Source organism: Streptomyces sp. NPDC046931, from assembly GCF_040644655.1.
Classification (GTDB): domain Bacteria; phylum Actinomycetota; class Actinomycetes; order Streptomycetales; family Streptomycetaceae; genus Streptomyces.
Map to the genome: position 1 here is coordinate 102,100 of NZ_JBEYWX010000012.1, position 14,294 is coordinate 116,393.

13 protein-coding genes are annotated in these 14,294 nt (G+C 64.6%); 7 read left to right on the forward strand and 6 right to left on the reverse strand.

Annotated features, from left to right (window positions below; genetic code table 11):
• Positions 1 to 121: 121 nt before the first annotated feature.
• The 4 genes from ABZ876_RS21755 to ABZ876_RS21770 all read left to right on the forward strand — a co-directional run bounded on the left by ABZ876_RS21755 (position 122) and on the right by ABZ876_RS21770 (position 4,580).
• On the forward strand, positions 122 to 301 hold the full coding sequence (locus ABZ876_RS21755) for a hypothetical protein (RefSeq protein WP_361783492.1): 180 nt from the start codon (positions 122 to 124) through the stop codon (positions 299 to 301).
• Complete coding sequence (locus tag ABZ876_RS21760; RefSeq protein ID WP_361783495.1) at positions 298 to 1,689, forward strand: glycosyltransferase; 1,392 nt, start codon at positions 298 to 300, stop codon at positions 1,687 to 1,689. Before ABZ876_RS21755 ends, ABZ876_RS21760 begins: the two co-directional genes overlap by 4 nt.
• Before the next feature lie 767 nt (positions 1,690 to 2,456).
• The gene (locus ABZ876_RS21765) at positions 2,457 to 3,389 is read left to right on the forward strand and encodes a hypothetical protein (protein WP_361783498.1); all 933 of its coding nucleotides are present in this window, start codon (positions 2,457 to 2,459) and stop codon (positions 3,387 to 3,389) included.
• Positions 3,390 to 3,653: 264 nt separating this feature from the next.
• Positions 3,654 to 4,580 carry an aminoglycoside phosphotransferase family protein gene (locus ABZ876_RS21770; protein ID WP_361783501.1) on the forward strand — a complete coding sequence of 309 codons (927 nt, stop codon included), beginning with the start codon at positions 3,654 to 3,656 and terminating at the stop codon, positions 4,578 to 4,580.
• Here the strand turns inward: ABZ876_RS21770 and ABZ876_RS21775 are convergent.
• Positions 4,536 to 5,843, reverse strand: a complete 1,308-nt coding sequence (locus ABZ876_RS21775) for a hypothetical protein (RefSeq protein ID WP_361783504.1) — start codon at positions 5,841 to 5,843, stop codon at positions 4,536 to 4,538. The genes ABZ876_RS21770 and ABZ876_RS21775 overlap by 45 nt on opposite strands.
• A gap of 405 nt (positions 5,844 to 6,248) precedes the next feature.
• Between ABZ876_RS21775 and ABZ876_RS21780 the strand changes: the two genes are divergently transcribed.
• From ABZ876_RS21780 to ABZ876_RS21790, 3 genes are read left to right on the forward strand one after another with little or no spacing between them, the layout of a single operon-like run.
• Positions 6,249 to 6,809 (forward strand): bifunctional DNA primase/polymerase, encoded by a 561-nt coding sequence (locus tag ABZ876_RS21780; RefSeq protein ID WP_361783507.1) that lies wholly within the window; start codon positions 6,249 to 6,251, stop codon positions 6,807 to 6,809.
• Positions 6,799 to 7,119, forward strand: a complete 321-nt coding sequence (locus ABZ876_RS21785) for a hypothetical protein (protein WP_361783510.1) — start codon at positions 6,799 to 6,801, stop codon at positions 7,117 to 7,119. Before ABZ876_RS21780 ends, ABZ876_RS21785 begins: the two co-directional genes overlap by 11 nt.
• A 4-nt stretch (positions 7,120 to 7,123) precedes the next feature.
• Positions 7,124 to 7,444, forward strand: coding sequence for a hypothetical protein (locus ABZ876_RS21790; protein WP_361783513.1), 321 nt, complete (start codon positions 7,124 to 7,126; stop codon positions 7,442 to 7,444).
• A 438-nt stretch (positions 7,445 to 7,882) separates the two neighbouring features.
• On the opposite strand, the gene ABZ876_RS21795 is transcribed toward ABZ876_RS21790, so the two are convergent.
• The 5 genes from ABZ876_RS21795 to ABZ876_RS21815 all read right to left on the reverse strand — a co-directional run bounded on the left by ABZ876_RS21795 (position 7,883) and on the right by ABZ876_RS21815 (position 13,789).
• Complete coding sequence (locus ABZ876_RS21795; RefSeq protein ID WP_361783516.1) at positions 7,883 to 8,407, reverse strand: HEPN domain-containing protein; 525 nt, start codon at positions 8,405 to 8,407, stop codon at positions 7,883 to 7,885.
• Positions 8,404 to 9,543, reverse strand: a complete 1,140-nt coding sequence (locus tag ABZ876_RS21800) for a DUF262 domain-containing protein (protein WP_361783519.1) — start codon at positions 9,541 to 9,543, stop codon at positions 8,404 to 8,406. The genes ABZ876_RS21795 and ABZ876_RS21800 overlap by 4 nt, the downstream gene beginning before the upstream one ends.
• 307 nt (positions 9,544 to 9,850) lie before the next feature.
• Entirely contained in the window at positions 9,851 to 10,222 is a 372-nt protein-coding gene (locus ABZ876_RS21805; protein WP_361783522.1) for a GIY-YIG nuclease family protein, read from the reverse strand.
• 454 nt (positions 10,223 to 10,676) lie between these two features.
• Positions 10,677 to 13,370 carry a tetratricopeptide repeat protein gene (locus tag ABZ876_RS21810; protein ID WP_361783525.1) on the reverse strand — a complete coding sequence of 898 codons (2,694 nt, stop codon included), beginning with the start codon at positions 13,368 to 13,370 and terminating at the stop codon, positions 10,677 to 10,679.
• Positions 13,367 to 13,789: a hypothetical protein gene (locus tag ABZ876_RS21815; RefSeq protein ID WP_361783528.1), complete on the reverse strand. Its 423-nt coding sequence runs from the start codon at positions 13,787 to 13,789 to the stop codon at positions 13,367 to 13,369. The genes ABZ876_RS21810 and ABZ876_RS21815 overlap by 4 nt, the downstream gene beginning before the upstream one ends.
• Between the last annotated feature and the right edge of the window lie 505 nt (positions 13,790 to 14,294).

A 14,294-nucleotide genomic window follows, 5' to 3' on the forward strand; every position in this document is an offset into this window, starting at 1 on the left:
CTGTGGAGACGGGCCGGCCATCGCACAGATGACGGAGACAAGCCGCAGCCGAGAGCCGCCCCACTCGCGAGGGCACGGGCTATCAAGTGTCCAGTACAACCAATTTTAGGAGCAAAACACCATGAACTACACAGGGGGGAGAGGCGGAAGCCTCGCCGCTACTGGAGCCGGCGCCATCACGGTGGGAGGGGTCGCCTTCCAGCAGTTGTGGCTGCTGGCCCTGGCGGTCGTGCTCGTCGTCGGTGGTGCCGTCCTCGTACGAACGAACTTCCGCAGGAACAAGGGGGTTTCTGAGGTATGAACGTGATCCGGGTACGCCGCACCCGGACCCGCATCCTGGCAGGGGCCGCCCTCTCGGGGGCGGTCCTCTCCATTTGGCTGGTCCGCCACATCTACTCCGGCATTCACACCTGGCAGGGCCAGGGGCAGCGCTTTGCCACTGTCTACTCCCTCGCATTCCTCATGCTGATGTGGCAGTGCGTCCTGTACTTCTCCGAGCGGCCTAAGAAGGTCTCCCCACGGCAGCAGAAACATCTGGACCAGCTTCGGGTCACGGTTCCCATCCCGGTCCGCAACGAAGGGCCCAACGCCTTCCGAGAGTGCCTGGCTTCCATCCTTCGCCAGTCCCGTCTCCCGCAGTGCATCATCGTCGTCGAGAACGACAACTCCGTGGACTACTCGCAGGTTGAGGCGTGGTTCGAGGCGGAGTGCACGGCGCTGCGCATCCCCCTCATCTGGGAATCCACCCCGACACCCGGCAAGCGTCACGCCCAGGGCCTCGCCGTCACCGGTGCTCGGCGGGCAGGCGTCATCACGGACGTCTACGTGACGGTCGACTCGGATGCGAACCTGGACCAGAACGCCTTTGAGGAGATCTTGAAGCCCTTCGCGGACAAGGACATCCAGTCCGTCGCCGGCATCGTGCTCGCCTCGAACCTGCGAGGGAACGTGAACCAGAAGGGACAGCCACGCAAGTGGCGGGACATGCTGGTACGCATGACGGACCTGTGGTTCGTCGTGGGGCAACTGGTGGACCGATCGGCGCAGTCCGTGCTCGGCGGCGTGCTTGTGAACTCCGGGGTCCTCGCTGCCTATCGTTCGGGCATCCTCGACGACAACCTGGACGGGTACCTCAACGAAACGTTTTGTGGCCGGAAGGTGGAGTTCTCCGATGACTCCATGCTGACGATCTACGCGCTTCAGCGGGGTAAGGCGGTGCAGCAGCCCACTGCCTTCGCCACTACCTTGATGCCGGACAACTTCTCCCAGCTGTTCCGAATGTACACCCGGTGGATGCGAGGAGCCTTCATCCGCACCTTCTGGCGCTTCCGGTACCTACGGCTGAACAACTACGCATACTGGGGACACCTGTTGGGCTGGGTGCAGATGGTGCTGTCCACTGTGATCTTCGTGGTGCTGTTCTTGTACCTGCCGGTGGTTGAGAAGCAATGGACGTGGGATCTGCTGCTGATCCCAGTGCTCATCGGATACGGACAAGCGCTCCGTTACTTGAGCTTCAAGCGGAGCGACGACGCGTTCTGGTCTCACTTCCTGACGTTCCTTGCGGCCCCGATCGCGCAGATCTTCGCGTTCACCGTGTTCCGGTTCGTTCGCTGGTACGCCATGGCGACCTGCTACAAGACCGGCTGGGGCACCCGGCAGAAGGTCGAACTGGACCTTGCCAGCTGATGCGCCGCCAGGTGGGCGCGCCGACGACTGACTGCCCGTAACCTCCCTGGCAAACCCTCTACATGAGGTACGCGCAGGATGGGGGCTGACCGCGGAGCGCTGTCGGCGGCGACTGCGGCTGAACGGCGCCCCCATGGGGCACCGCGAGCTGGCGGTGGGCTCGCGCTGCTGGTGGTCGTCGTTGGTCGTCTTTGGCCACCGATGAGCAGCCTCGGACGGCCCAGAGACGGCCCAGCCCTGCAAGTGCAGGGCCACACTCGACTGACGGCGGGCACCTTCGATGCGGCCCCTCTGAACCTCAGCCGACGACGGTCAGCCACGATGGCGGGTGCGTCGACCGATCAGGCGCGCGTATGCCTCGCTGCGCCCCCCACAGGCCTCAGCCACGCTACCGGTGCCGTTGACCAGAGCAAGCCGCGACGGTCGGCCCGTGACCACGGGGCCCAAGCCCCCAGCTTGGGAAGCTCGTGTCTTCTGGCCAGGGTTGTCCCCCTGACCTGTGACTAAGAGCGCTGGTGCCCTGGTGGACCACCGCTCGATACCCCGCTGTTCCCCGTGGGTCCCCGCTGGATCTGGCACGCGTGTGGCACGGACCTCTTCGTCCCGTCCTTGCACGGGAAGAGCGTTCCGAGCGCAAGGGGGCCGAGCAGCGCGCAGCCCGAAAAGACGTCTGTCGGACGCACACGGTGCTCGGATACTTGCAGTAGGCAGGCGAGGGCCTGGAAACTCCGAGCGGCGGCGGGTTCGGGCTCCTTAGTCTCAAGGTCATGAATGATGGTTCTCTGGTGGCGCCTGACGGCGGGCGCCTGTTCTGCGTCCCGATCAATCCGGCGCCAGCCCAGGCAAGTTCAGGTTTGCTGCGCGCGTTCCGAGAGCACACTGGCCGCGCGGTGGAGTTGCCGGCCGGGGCAGTGCCGGGCGGTGTGTGGGCGAAGGAAGCCGAAACTCTCAATGCAATGCCTGAGGGGCCAGAGCGGGATGCCCGGTGGCACCTCCACCAGCTGCTGGTCGACGCATGTCGGCTGATCTGGGCACATGCGCTCGACCACGTTCGTGCGCTGGAGCACGACTTGATGATGTCGCCGCCTCCTGTGTGGTCGCCGCTGACGTTGTGCCGAGCGACGCTGGAGGGCGCGGCTTTCGTCGGCTACCTGTGCGACCCGGCTGTGTCGGTGGGGCAGAGGGTTGCTCGCGCGGCCAGTCTGCGGGTGAAGGAGGCGCAGAACCAGAGCGGCGCGGCTGCGGTGCTCGGTCCGGAGGAGCAGGCCGCAGCCGTACGTGACATCGCGGAGGCCGAGCAGCTGGTAACCGCTGCGGGGGCTGTGCAACAGGTTAACCGGCGCGGGCGGCTGACCGGGTACACGGTGGACGGGGAGTCTGCGCCTCTCGACCACAGCATCTCGGCGGAGATCAAGGCGTTCCTGCCACCGTGGAGCACGAGCTCGTATCCCTTGGTCTCCGGTGCAGCGCATGGACGTCCGTGGATGATCGCGCGGGGGCGCTCGGCAGACGGTTCCTGGGCTGGTGAAGCCGCTACTGCGCTGGCTGCACTGATCACCGTCATGGGTGCGCTGGAGGCAGGCGTCGACGCGTGGGGGGCGTACCTGGGGCGGGACGTGAGCGCCGTCCTCGTGGCGATGGAGGATGCGCGGATGTCGTTCCTGACGGACTCGTTCGGCCTGGCGTACGCGCTGTCCTGAGCGGTCGAGCGGACAGCGCCCCGACCACGGGCGGGGCTCGGGCTGTGGCGATCAACGCGAAAGAACGAGAAAGAGCGGGGCCTCGTGAAACTGGGCTGGATTCGAACCTGTGCACACGGCTCCGGAGGCCAGGGGAGACCGTTGGCCTCTTGGAGCGCTGACCTGCAGGGGAGGGCTGGTCATGGTCGCTGCTGACGAAGACCATTACGCCCCTATTACGTGGGCGGCCTGTCGGGCGGTCGGTGTGGCCCGTATGGTCGAAGCATGATCTCGGGCAGCAGCGAGGGACCGGACGGCGGCGTGGAGTTCACGGCGGAGAGCCTGGAGCCTGTTCTCCGGGAAGCATGCGCGACGGTCGGACTCGACTCCCGTAGCGCCGAGTTGCTGCGGCTGGGTTCGAACGCGGTCTACCGCCTGGCGTCCTTACCGGTCATCGTCCGAATCGCGCGTGATCGGGCGGTGCTTGCTGAGATGGAACGGGCCGTGAGCATGGCCCGGTGGCTAGAGACGCAGGACTTCCCGGCCATGCGAGTGCCGACGTCGGTCACCCAACCACTCGTCGTCGGCGGCCTGGTGGTGACGTTCTGGGAGAGCGTCCAGGAGAACGAGGAATACGGGACCGTCGGAGAGCTCGCGGATCTCCTCCGTCGCTTGCACTGGCTTGAAGAACCCGAGTCTCTCCGCCTGCCGTACTACGACCCGCTGGCCAAGGTAGCGGCGTCGCTCGAAGGGTTGGACGGCATCTCGGTGGAGGACCGAACGTTCCTCGAGGAGCGAGCATCGAGCCTAGGTAAGGACTACGACCGGCTGGACTTCGTCCTTCCCTTCGGCATGATCCATGGCGATGCAAGCATCGGGAACATCCTCCGTCACCGGGACGGGCACGCGGTGCTCATCGACCTGGACGGCTTCGCGCTGGCACCACGCGAGTGGGACCTAGTCCAGACAGCGATGTTCTATGAGCGGTATGCGTGGCACAGCAAGGCGGAGTACGCAGAGTTCGTACACCGGTACGGCTTCGACCTGATGAACTGGCCCGGGTACGAGACTCTCGCAGACCTGCGTGAACTGATGATGGTGGCCTGGCTCGGGCACCAGGTCACGAGCAGCGACCCTGCTGCCGCCGAGTTCGCTCGGCGTGTGGGGTCACTTCGTACTGGTGAGGGCCGAGACGAATGGGGCCCGTTCTAACCTAGACAGTGGCGTCCAGGAATCGACCTGACCGCCAGCGGCGAGCCACAATCGGTGGTCTCTGACCTGATCGGTGAAGCTCTGTACGTCCCTGCTGCTACCGGCACCTGCAAGGTTTTGCCGGAACTCGGCAAGGTAGCTGATGCAGCGAGCCGACTTGAGCTGCTCGCCCAGGTCGAGAGCATCGAGGGCGACACGGCAGGCTTCCTCAACGTCGCCGACGCGTAGGTGGGCGTCCGCCAGCACCATGGTCGCGAAGAAGTCACTCCGTACGTGGCTGCCACTCATGGCGTTCTCGGCGTGGGCGACGGCCTTTCGGGCGCTGTTGACGTCTCGGAAGCAGTGGGCGGCCTCGGCAGCAAGTTCAGCCTCGTCGAAGTAGCTGATCCATTCGGGCTCGTCGTCACTGTTCCGGCTCTCCAGCGCCTTCGTGGCTGCGGTCAGGGCGTCTTCGCAGGCCCGTACGTCGCCGGTGCGGGCAAGTGCGCGAGCCTCCATGGCGTGGAACTGGGCACGCAGTGTCGGCGTGGCCACGGGGGAGATGCCCATGAGTGCCGCGCGTGCGAGCGTCGCGGCCTGCGTGTAGCGACCGAGGAACGTCGCCTGATGGCTCATGGCGGACAGGATGCTTCCGGCGAGCCGACGGTCGTTGGCGTCCTGGGCCAGCCGGAGGGCTTGCAGGAAGTATCGCTGTGCCAGGCCGTGGCGGCAGGCGTCGTACGACATCCAACCGGCCAGGAGGGTTGCCTCTGCCACGGTGGAAAACAGGGCTCGCCCCACCTGCTCGGTGTACTGCCCACGTAGGAGCGGCGCTACTTCCGTGCTGAGGTACTGCACGGCTGCGTGCCGAGCGTGGTCGCCTCCGAACCGGTCGTCTAACTCGGCGAACATGTCCGCCGTGGTCTTGACGGCGGCGACATCTCCGAAACCGACGCGCATTCCGTCTCGACGCTGCCGAGGAACGGCCGGCTCGGGTGCAACCAACCAGCGGAGCGAGGCTTCGTTCCACGCGGGCTCGGACGGCTCGGCCTGTAGCAGGGGCTCGTACCGGTTGAGATCAGCGCGCCACAGCTGACCGACCATATCGATCGCGCCTTCGGGACTCGCCGGATAGCTGGCATCCAAGAGCCCGGTGTCCCGCTCGCCCTCGTGGTTCAGCCCCAGCTCGGCGGCGCTGAGGTCGTACGCCTCGCACAGCAACGGACCGTAAAAGTCGTCCGGCGCGCTGTGGCCGTTCTCCCAACTGGCGATACGACGCTTCACGCTGGCGGCCGCCGGAAGTTGGTGGCCGCGGCGGAGCGCAACCTGACGCAACTCGCGTACCAACCTCGGCTGACTCCAGCCTCGGCTCGTACGAGCTTGCCGTAAGCGAACGCTGATGGGCTCCAGCGAAGACGTGACCGTTCCCTCCCAACGTGAGCACCGGTGCGACTTCTGGGGCGCACGACACTTTGGATACACGACCGAATGTACGCGCAGTTCTTTACCGCGCACTGCAAGTAACCCTAGGTCGAGGGTTGTTGATCGGTGCCGGGGGATGACGCGTCCGCGCATGACCCGTCATCCCCCGTCACCTCTCGTCATCTGCCCTGGCCAGGGTGGTGACCCCGAGCCTGGACACAGGGCGGCGTTGCGGCCGCAACCCAGTCTCGATCGAGGTGAGATGGCATGCAGAGGATGACCAGAAGCGGCATGGAATGGCTGTCCGCGGCAGCGGACAACCCCGTTGAGTGCCGGCAGGTGTGGGCTGACGATCCCCGCATGCCGTGCCTGCTGCCGACCGGCCGCTACTTCGACGTGGTGAGCGTGGAACAGCGCCTCGGGATGGAGATGTTCGATCGCCTCTTGCGGAGTGCGATGCCGTTCGGACCAACGGTTATCGACCGCAAGGCACAGCGAGTCGGATTCTTCCTCTCCTCGAAGAGCTGCGAGACCTTCACGCATTACCTCGAACGCGAAACGTCCTCGCCGCCGCCATACCGGTACCTGAGCAAGGACTGTGCCGTCGTCGTGCCGGGCCCCATCCCGCTGGCCGACGACCGCTATCAGTGGCTTCGCGCGCCTACGCGTCGACCTGAAGCCAATCCGCTGCGCCCTGTCGCCCTGGCCACTGCGCTGGTCGCTTCAGCGGAACTCCTGGCAAGGATCGACCGCTTCGACGAGCAGTACCGGACGCCGTACGCGGCGGTCGCCGCGCTCCCCGAGGAGTCGAGCACGGATGCCGAATGAGTCGACCGACGGGCGCGACGCTGCCACGTGGTCGCCGCTCGACAGCGACGGGTGGTACGCGGCCCGAAACGCCACCACCGCACTGCGAGACGTCCTCGTTCGCGCCGGCCTGGAGAAGGACTTCCCCTACCTGCGCGCGGACTTGAACGCGTTCGGACACGGCCTCGTCGAGCTGGGCCGAGTGTCCCCCGCCACGGCCGAGCGCGTCGCAGAACTCCTGCGCCTGGCACTCGCGAGCGGCTTCGGCCGAGACCGCAACGACAACGGTGACGAACCGACCGTCGCCGAAGAACACCAGGGAAGGGCCTGACATCATGACCGACCGGCGCGGAGTAGTAGCCAAACGAGCGGAGAACCTGTCGCCGGGCGTGCCCTACGTACGCGGCTGGAACTGGGCACGGCAAAGCGCCGGCGCATTGGCTGATCAGCTCGTGCTGCTCGGGCTGGACTCCGACTTTCCCGGCCTGGTTGCCGACGTCAACGTTTTCGGTGACGGGCTGGTGCAGCTCGGGGCCGTTCGTCCTGAGGCAGCTGAGCTGGTGGCGAGTCTGATTGCGGCTGGTCTGAACGCGGAGTCAGGAGAGGCGACGGCAGGCATGCCGCTGCTCCCTCCTCGGGAAGCGCCTGCCGCTTGAACCGCTCCTCGGCAGTTGTTTGCCCTGCCGCTCGGCCGGGACCGGCGCCCCAGCGCCGCAGCCCGGACGAACGGCAGGGCAACCGACATCAGCTTGGGAAGCTCGGGTTTCTCAGCGGCGGTTGCTGTGCTGGCCTGCGGCGGAGTGGCGTTGAAATTCTGGTCGCCCTCTGGGCAAGTTCCCATTGTTCCCCGTGATTCCCCGCAGGATCTGGCACGTGAATGGCACGGTTTCTTCGCCTCGAGGATCTTTTGGCCGGACGGGGCCCCGGAGCGGCTGAGCCTCAGCCGACGACAGTCAGCCACCACGGCAGGGATTGCCGATCGACCACGCGCGCGTATGCCTCGCTCCACCCCCACAGGCCTCAGCCACGCTGCCAATTGTGTCGACCAGAGCAGCCCAAGGCAGCCGGTACCCCATAGGCTTCCTGCTCTTGAGCTATTGACGCGAGCCATTAGCACTTACGTCGCCGAAGCGCTCCAAGAGCCAGTCGACAAGCGTCTCGGCCAACTCGAAGTATTCCCAAGCCTGTTGTCGAGACATGCCCTGCTGCTTGCCGTGAGCTACATCATTACGAATCCCGATAAGCGCATTAAGGCTAGCCCTTCTCTCTTCCGCGGAAAGCATTTCTTCGAGTTCGGTTGCCCATGATTCATTGAATCTCTTTATCAGCTTCACGAGTGCGTCAGAACTCAGATTCGGCATACGGTCTAGCCATGAATGGGCAAAAGTTTGAATTTCACCCCAAGAGTTTCGCGAGCAGTAATCTCGCAAGATTACCTGCGTGGCCTGCTCTAGAAATCCAGAAACTCTCACGCACAAGTATCTGCCGAGGTCGCTGGCGATCTCTGGATCGTCGATATTTCTAGGATCGGCTCGAATGTATAGATCCTCGACTGATTTCTTTAGCCTCTCCACTTGCACTCGGGCGGCAAGAGAGTGGGAAGCCCTCTTCCGGGTCACCGGATTTCCCTGAAAGCCTCTTTGGCCAGGGAGAGGCGGCGGGTTACCCGGTCCTCATCGGCTGTCGCTCGAGCGACAGCGCTCATAAAATCGGGATTTGCGATAAGCCCAGCACGGGCCTCAATTAGAGATTCCGGATTTTCGATGGGTCCCCGCTTCAGGCGGTGGGCGATACCTACGAGCATGGCGTCGGCGAAGGCGGCGTTCACCTGAGCTTCTACCCTCAGGGCTTTTCGCCCCAAGGCGATACTTGCGGCATCGCAGGTTGCGTGGAAGACCTTTCGAAGGTCCTCCTTTGCCAGCCCCTCCAAGTCTCGATGGGCGGAAAGGAATTCATTCAGGAACACTTTAAGTGGGCGCTTATATTTCTCCTCATCCTCGAAGAAGGCGAGGAAGCGAAGGATTAGCTCCTGGTCTTTAAGCCTTTCAGAAGGGGGGCCGTAGATTGCGCGCCAATTTCCGTATCCGTTAAGCTCTCTCAGTAGTTCGACCAATCCGCCGTGGAAAAGTGCAACTCGGATCTCTTGCGGGTAGAGATTTGTTCCTCCCGTGTTCAGCCTCTCGAACAGTGAATAGACGCTCTCGTCACCTCCGAGTGTCCGGTTATATTTTACGACAGTAGCGTGAATAAAGGTGTTGTCCAGGAGTCTCCGCTGCTCGTCGTCTAGGGAGCCATAAGACAGGCCCTTGAACTCCTTGCCAACGTTATCAAGTCGGAACTCTTCGTCTGGCGCGTGCTTTCCGCTGTAAAACTTTTGAAGCGTTCTGAGGCGCTGCTGCCCGTCTAGAACGAGCAACTGCTTATTGGGCTGCTGGACGAGGAAAATTCCAGGAATTGGGAATCCGAGGAGTAGCGACTCGATGAATCGGTCCATTTGAGTCTTCTTCCATACAAATTTTCGCTGGAAGCCAGACAGTTCGGATCCCGAGTCGGCCATCGGGTCGAAACTGGGTACGACGATGTCCTTGGTATTCAGTCGGCGAACTAGGCCGTGCACGTCGAAGTCCGTGCCGAAGTACGAAAGCGGCTCGAGATTTGAGATTGCGGCATCTCGCTCCTCTTCCTCTTCTACCTCCTCGCTCGTCAGCTCAAGCTGCTCGGCGCCTTCGCCGGGCTCCACCTTGTCCGTCGACATAATGCTCCTCCTCCTAGCGGAAGCACCGCATCGGCGTCGGCGGTTACCTCCGCTTGGCAACATACCTGCCGTTGCTGCAGGTCGTGAGGTCAACAGGGAGGTCGGTGGAGTCTTAATGGCGAGTCAAGTGCCCCCGCAGCGGACGATCAGTAGCCGGTCTACTGATCACGGGTCCCGCTGACCGGCGGGACTGACGAAGCCCACGGCTCTGAGCTGCTCAGATGCCGTGGGCTTCTGTCGTTGTTGGTCGGCGTCGGGCAGCCTCGGACGGCCCAGAGACGGCCCAGACAACGACCCGTCGGCGGATTTAAGAGCTGATCGGCAGCTCTCTCGCGCGCTGTCGTGCTTGGGCCCTTAGCTCCTCCAGTCGACTGTGGAACGCGTTATGGCCGTTTTGGGCGAGGTTCAGGGGGAGGTCGAGTCGGGAGATGAACTGGGACTCGAAGGTCCACGGTTCGTTCTGCTCGATCCAGCACACTCGCGCGTTGTCCGCCATCCACTGACTCAGCGTGGATTCGCCAGCTTTGCCGAAGGTCATCTTCTGGCCGTTGCCCACGCGGCGCAGCTCGAGTCCGAGCAGGCAACCGAGGGTGAGCCGTAGCGTCGAACTGGCCGCGTTGCCCCGGTAGTGGTTCCGCACCCGCTTCCGCAGGTTTTGGGTGCTGGTCCGGTTTGCCATGTACCGCGGGGCTATCCCGACATAGAGGAGGTGCCCGGCGTCTAGGTCCGGGTGGGGCGACTGCTTGAAGTGCCACCCATAGACCCCTGCCGTAGCCGGGATAGGGCTCGGGCGTACCAAGACTTCGTGCGCCGACCACAGCCGGTCGGGAGTGACGAGAGCGGTAGCTTCCACGAACCCTCCAGGCGTGCCGCAGGTGATCGTCACAGGCTACTGGCCGACGCTGACAGAGCGCCCCTGGCCTGCGTGGCTGCGGTGACATCAGCTTGGGAAGCTGAGGTGATCTGGGACTCGCCGCAGGGCTGGCCTGTGGTGGAAGGGCTTCGACGCCTGGTGGCGGGCCCTTGATTTACCGGTGTTCCCCGTGGTTCCCCGCAGGTTCTGGCACGCGGCTGGCACGACATCCTCGTCCCGAACTACGCGCGGGACGGTCGCTGAGGTCTGCCGGTGCCGGTCAGTCGGTCGCTCGGGACTGGTGAGAGTGGGGGACGGTCGTGGTGGTTGCTGTACTCCGCTGCTGTACAGCTTGGATTTGCGCGACCTCATAGGCGCCGCTGAGGCTGTTGCGGCTTTGCAGGGTGTGGGGGTGGGTGTCGCCCAGCACTCGTTCACGCTCAGCCAAGGTCGCCTCATACAGCGGGATGGCCCGGCTCAGATCGCCCGCGGCCTCGTAGGCCACGGCGAGGTTGTTACGGCTGTTCAGGGTGTGGGGGTGGGTGTCGCCCAGCACTCGTTCACGCTGAGCCAAGGTCGCCTCCAACAACGGGATGGCTCGACCGAGATCACCTACCGCATAGTAGGCGCCGCTGAGGCTGTTGCGGCTTTGCAGGGTGTGGGGGTGGGTGTCGCCCAGCACTCGTTCACGCTGAGCCAAGGTCGCCTCCAACAAAGGGAGGGCCCGACCCAGATCCCCCACCGCCCCGTAGGCCACGGCGAGATCGTTGCGGCTTTGCAGGGTGTCGGGGTGGGTGTCGCCCAGCACCCGTTCACGCTGGGCCAAAGTCGCCGCATGTAGAGGGAGGGCCCGACCCAGATCTCCCACCACCTGGTAGGCCACGGCGAGGTTGTTGCGGCTTTGCAGGGTGTCGGGGTGGGTGTCGCCCAGGACCCGTTCACGCTGGGCCAGGGTCGCCTCATACAGCGGGATGGCTCGGCTCAGGTCTCCCGCAGTTTCGTAGGCCAGGGCGAGGTTGTTGCGGCTTTGCAGGGTGTCGGGGTGGGTATCTCCCAGCACTCGCTCGTACTGGGCGAGGGTCGTTTCCAACAGCGGGATGGCCTGACCCAGATTACCCGCGGCCCGGTATACGCCAGCAAGGTTAATACGGATTCGCAGGGTGCCAGGGTGGTCGTCGCCCAGCGCCTGCTGGTGCTGGGCCAAGGTTGCTTCATATAGCGGGATGGCTCGGCTCAGGTCTCCCGCAGTTTCGTAGGCCACGGCGAGGTTGTTGCGGCTTTGCAGGGTGTCGGGGTGGGTGTCGCCCAGCACCCGCTTACGCTGGGCCAAGGCCGCCTCATGTAGCGAGATGGCCCGCGCCAGATCCCCCGCCATTTTATAGGCGCCAGCGAGGTTGTTGCGGCTTTGCAGGGTGTCGGGGTGGGTATCTCCCAGCACCCGCTCGTACTGGGCGAGGGTCGCCTCATGTAGCGGTATGGCCCGGCTCAAGTCTCCCCCCTCCTCGTAGGCCAGGGCTAGGTTGTTACGGCTGTTCAGAGTGTTCGGGTGGGTGTCGCCCAGCACCCCCTCGCACCAGGCCAGCATGGCCCCGAGCAATGGAATTGCGCGTGCTCGCTGTCCTTGCCCTCTCAAGTGGGCAGTTGCGGCGTCGTAGAGGCTGAGGGCATCGTCGGTGTAGTAGCCGGCCGGAGCGCTGGCTGCCAGGGCGATCACGTGTGGGATCAGGTACTGCCAACGTTCCGGCGGAGCGGGCTGTCCATTCCCATCTGGGCGCAGTGCCTGCAGGAGCGTGCGTTCGGCTTCGCGCCTGCCGGGCGGCGGGGTATCGGCGTCTATCTGGGAGCCAGTGCGCAGCACAGCCTGTACCAGACGGTGGACGGTGATGTCAGGGCCAGCCAGAGTGATCATGTTGTAGGCACGCAAGGCGCCCAGAGCTTCGTCCAGCGTGTAGGGATCGGAAGCCAGGGAGGTGAGCAGGATGCGGGGGATGTTGTCGGGTGCCAGCCAGGCCAGGGTATGAAGCAGGGCGACGGCCAGTGGATTACGAGCAGTGATCGCCTTCAGTGTCTGGTCCCACACGCGAGCGATGGTGCGCTCGGGGTTGATGCCGTCGGCGGCCTTGGCCAGCATCAACCCCAGCGCCTGCCGGTAGACGTCCATGCCGGTGGCGGTCTGGTGCAGGTAGGCGCCGGCCTGTTCCAGTGCCAGTGGCAGATACCCCAGATCCTTAGCCAACGCCTCGCCGTGGCGCCATTGCTCGGGGGTGGGGGGCTGGCCGTCCAGGGCAAGACCGCAGAGCAGGTCGGCGGAGGCGGCCGGATCGAGCAGGCCCAGGGGCATGGTAGGCGCGATGGCATGCCAGCCGGTGGCCTTGCGACTGGTAGCCAGATGGTGACCGGTAGGCAGCGTTCCCAGATAGGGCCGCAAGTCTTCGGGGTTTTCGACGTTGTCGAAAACCAGTAGCCAGCCCGGGTGCCACTGCAACCAGGTCATTGCCCACGCGGTGTGTTCCTCTGGGTCGGCTGTGGCGGCCCACTGTGGACATAGCTGCCTTGTCAGGGAACTGAGGCCGGCGTCGATCTGCTCAGGGGATTCGGCGGTGATCCACCACACCAGCGTGTATTCATCCCGGTAGCGATGGGCATAGTGCAAGGCCAAGGTGCTCTTGCCTACCCCGCCCAACCCGTGGATCGCCCACGCATGGGTCACCGCGGTATGGCCACTGTTCGTCAGCTTCTCCCTCAGCCGCAGCAGTTCCTGATCCCGACCCACGAATGCCCCGGATGCCGAGTTGGGCAGATAGCCCGCCCCCGGCGGTACGGTCGTCTCCCGGGCCCAGCGCACAGCCTCCGGAGGCAGCATCACGATTCTGGCGTTGTCCCCAGTGATCGCCACCCCGATACTTCCCGCTGCGATCGACCGATCTCCCGACACCTGGGGCTGCCCGAGCGGGGCCTGGTCGGCTGGGGTCATGGCCGGACGGTGGCGTTGTCGCCCGTGATTGCGGTGCCGATTCTCTGCGCGGCAATCGTCCGTTCACCCGATGCCGTGACCGTCACCGATGCCCCGCGAGGATCGGGCAGCAAGCCAGCTAGCTCCTGCAGCAGTTCCTGATCGTCCCGCAGCGCCCGCTTGATCTGCTGGCGCAACGCAGCTGCAGCATCCGCGTCGTTCGGATCTTCTACGGCGTCCCGCACCGCAGACTCCAGCTCAGCCTGGCCCTGCGCGTTCCCGCGGCGCCACACCGCGTGCAGGATGCGGCAGCCCACGTTCGCGGTCGCATCAACCGCGGCGCTCTCGGCTCGGCCCAGTACTCCCACGCCGTAGGCGCCCAGCGCCGTCGTCAAGTACGGGCCGGCCTGCTCCACCAGCTCAACAATCTCCGCACCCACCTTAAGCCCCCTGACTCGCCGTCACCCTTTGTCAACTACACCAAAGAATAAGGATGCGACACGTCCGGCACGGACAAACGCCGCAACCACCACCCTCGGGACCGACTTGCCGGCCGGAGCGGGATGGGTCCCTCCTCGGTCGGCAGCTTTGCCGCACCAGGGCTCTCAGGGCGCCGGTGTGCGGCTGGAAAATCGCGCCTTGGCGGTGTGCGAGTGGCAGAAAGAGCACTGGTCGGATGGTCGAGATGCCGGGCAGCAGGCCTGGCTGATGGTCACCGTGCAGGGCTCGGCACGCAAGAGGGCTCGCGTGGTCTGATGCCCCGACAGGATTCGAACCTGCGACACCCGCTTTAGGAGTTCGATCGTCGACCCAACCCACTTCGGGCAACGCACCTGTGGGAATTCATTAGCTTCCAAGTCGTGACCGCCCCTGCGCGCTCCGATCCGGATTCATTGATGTCAACCGGTGATGTCAGACTGCGGGCCTCTATGCGCTGATGGGAAG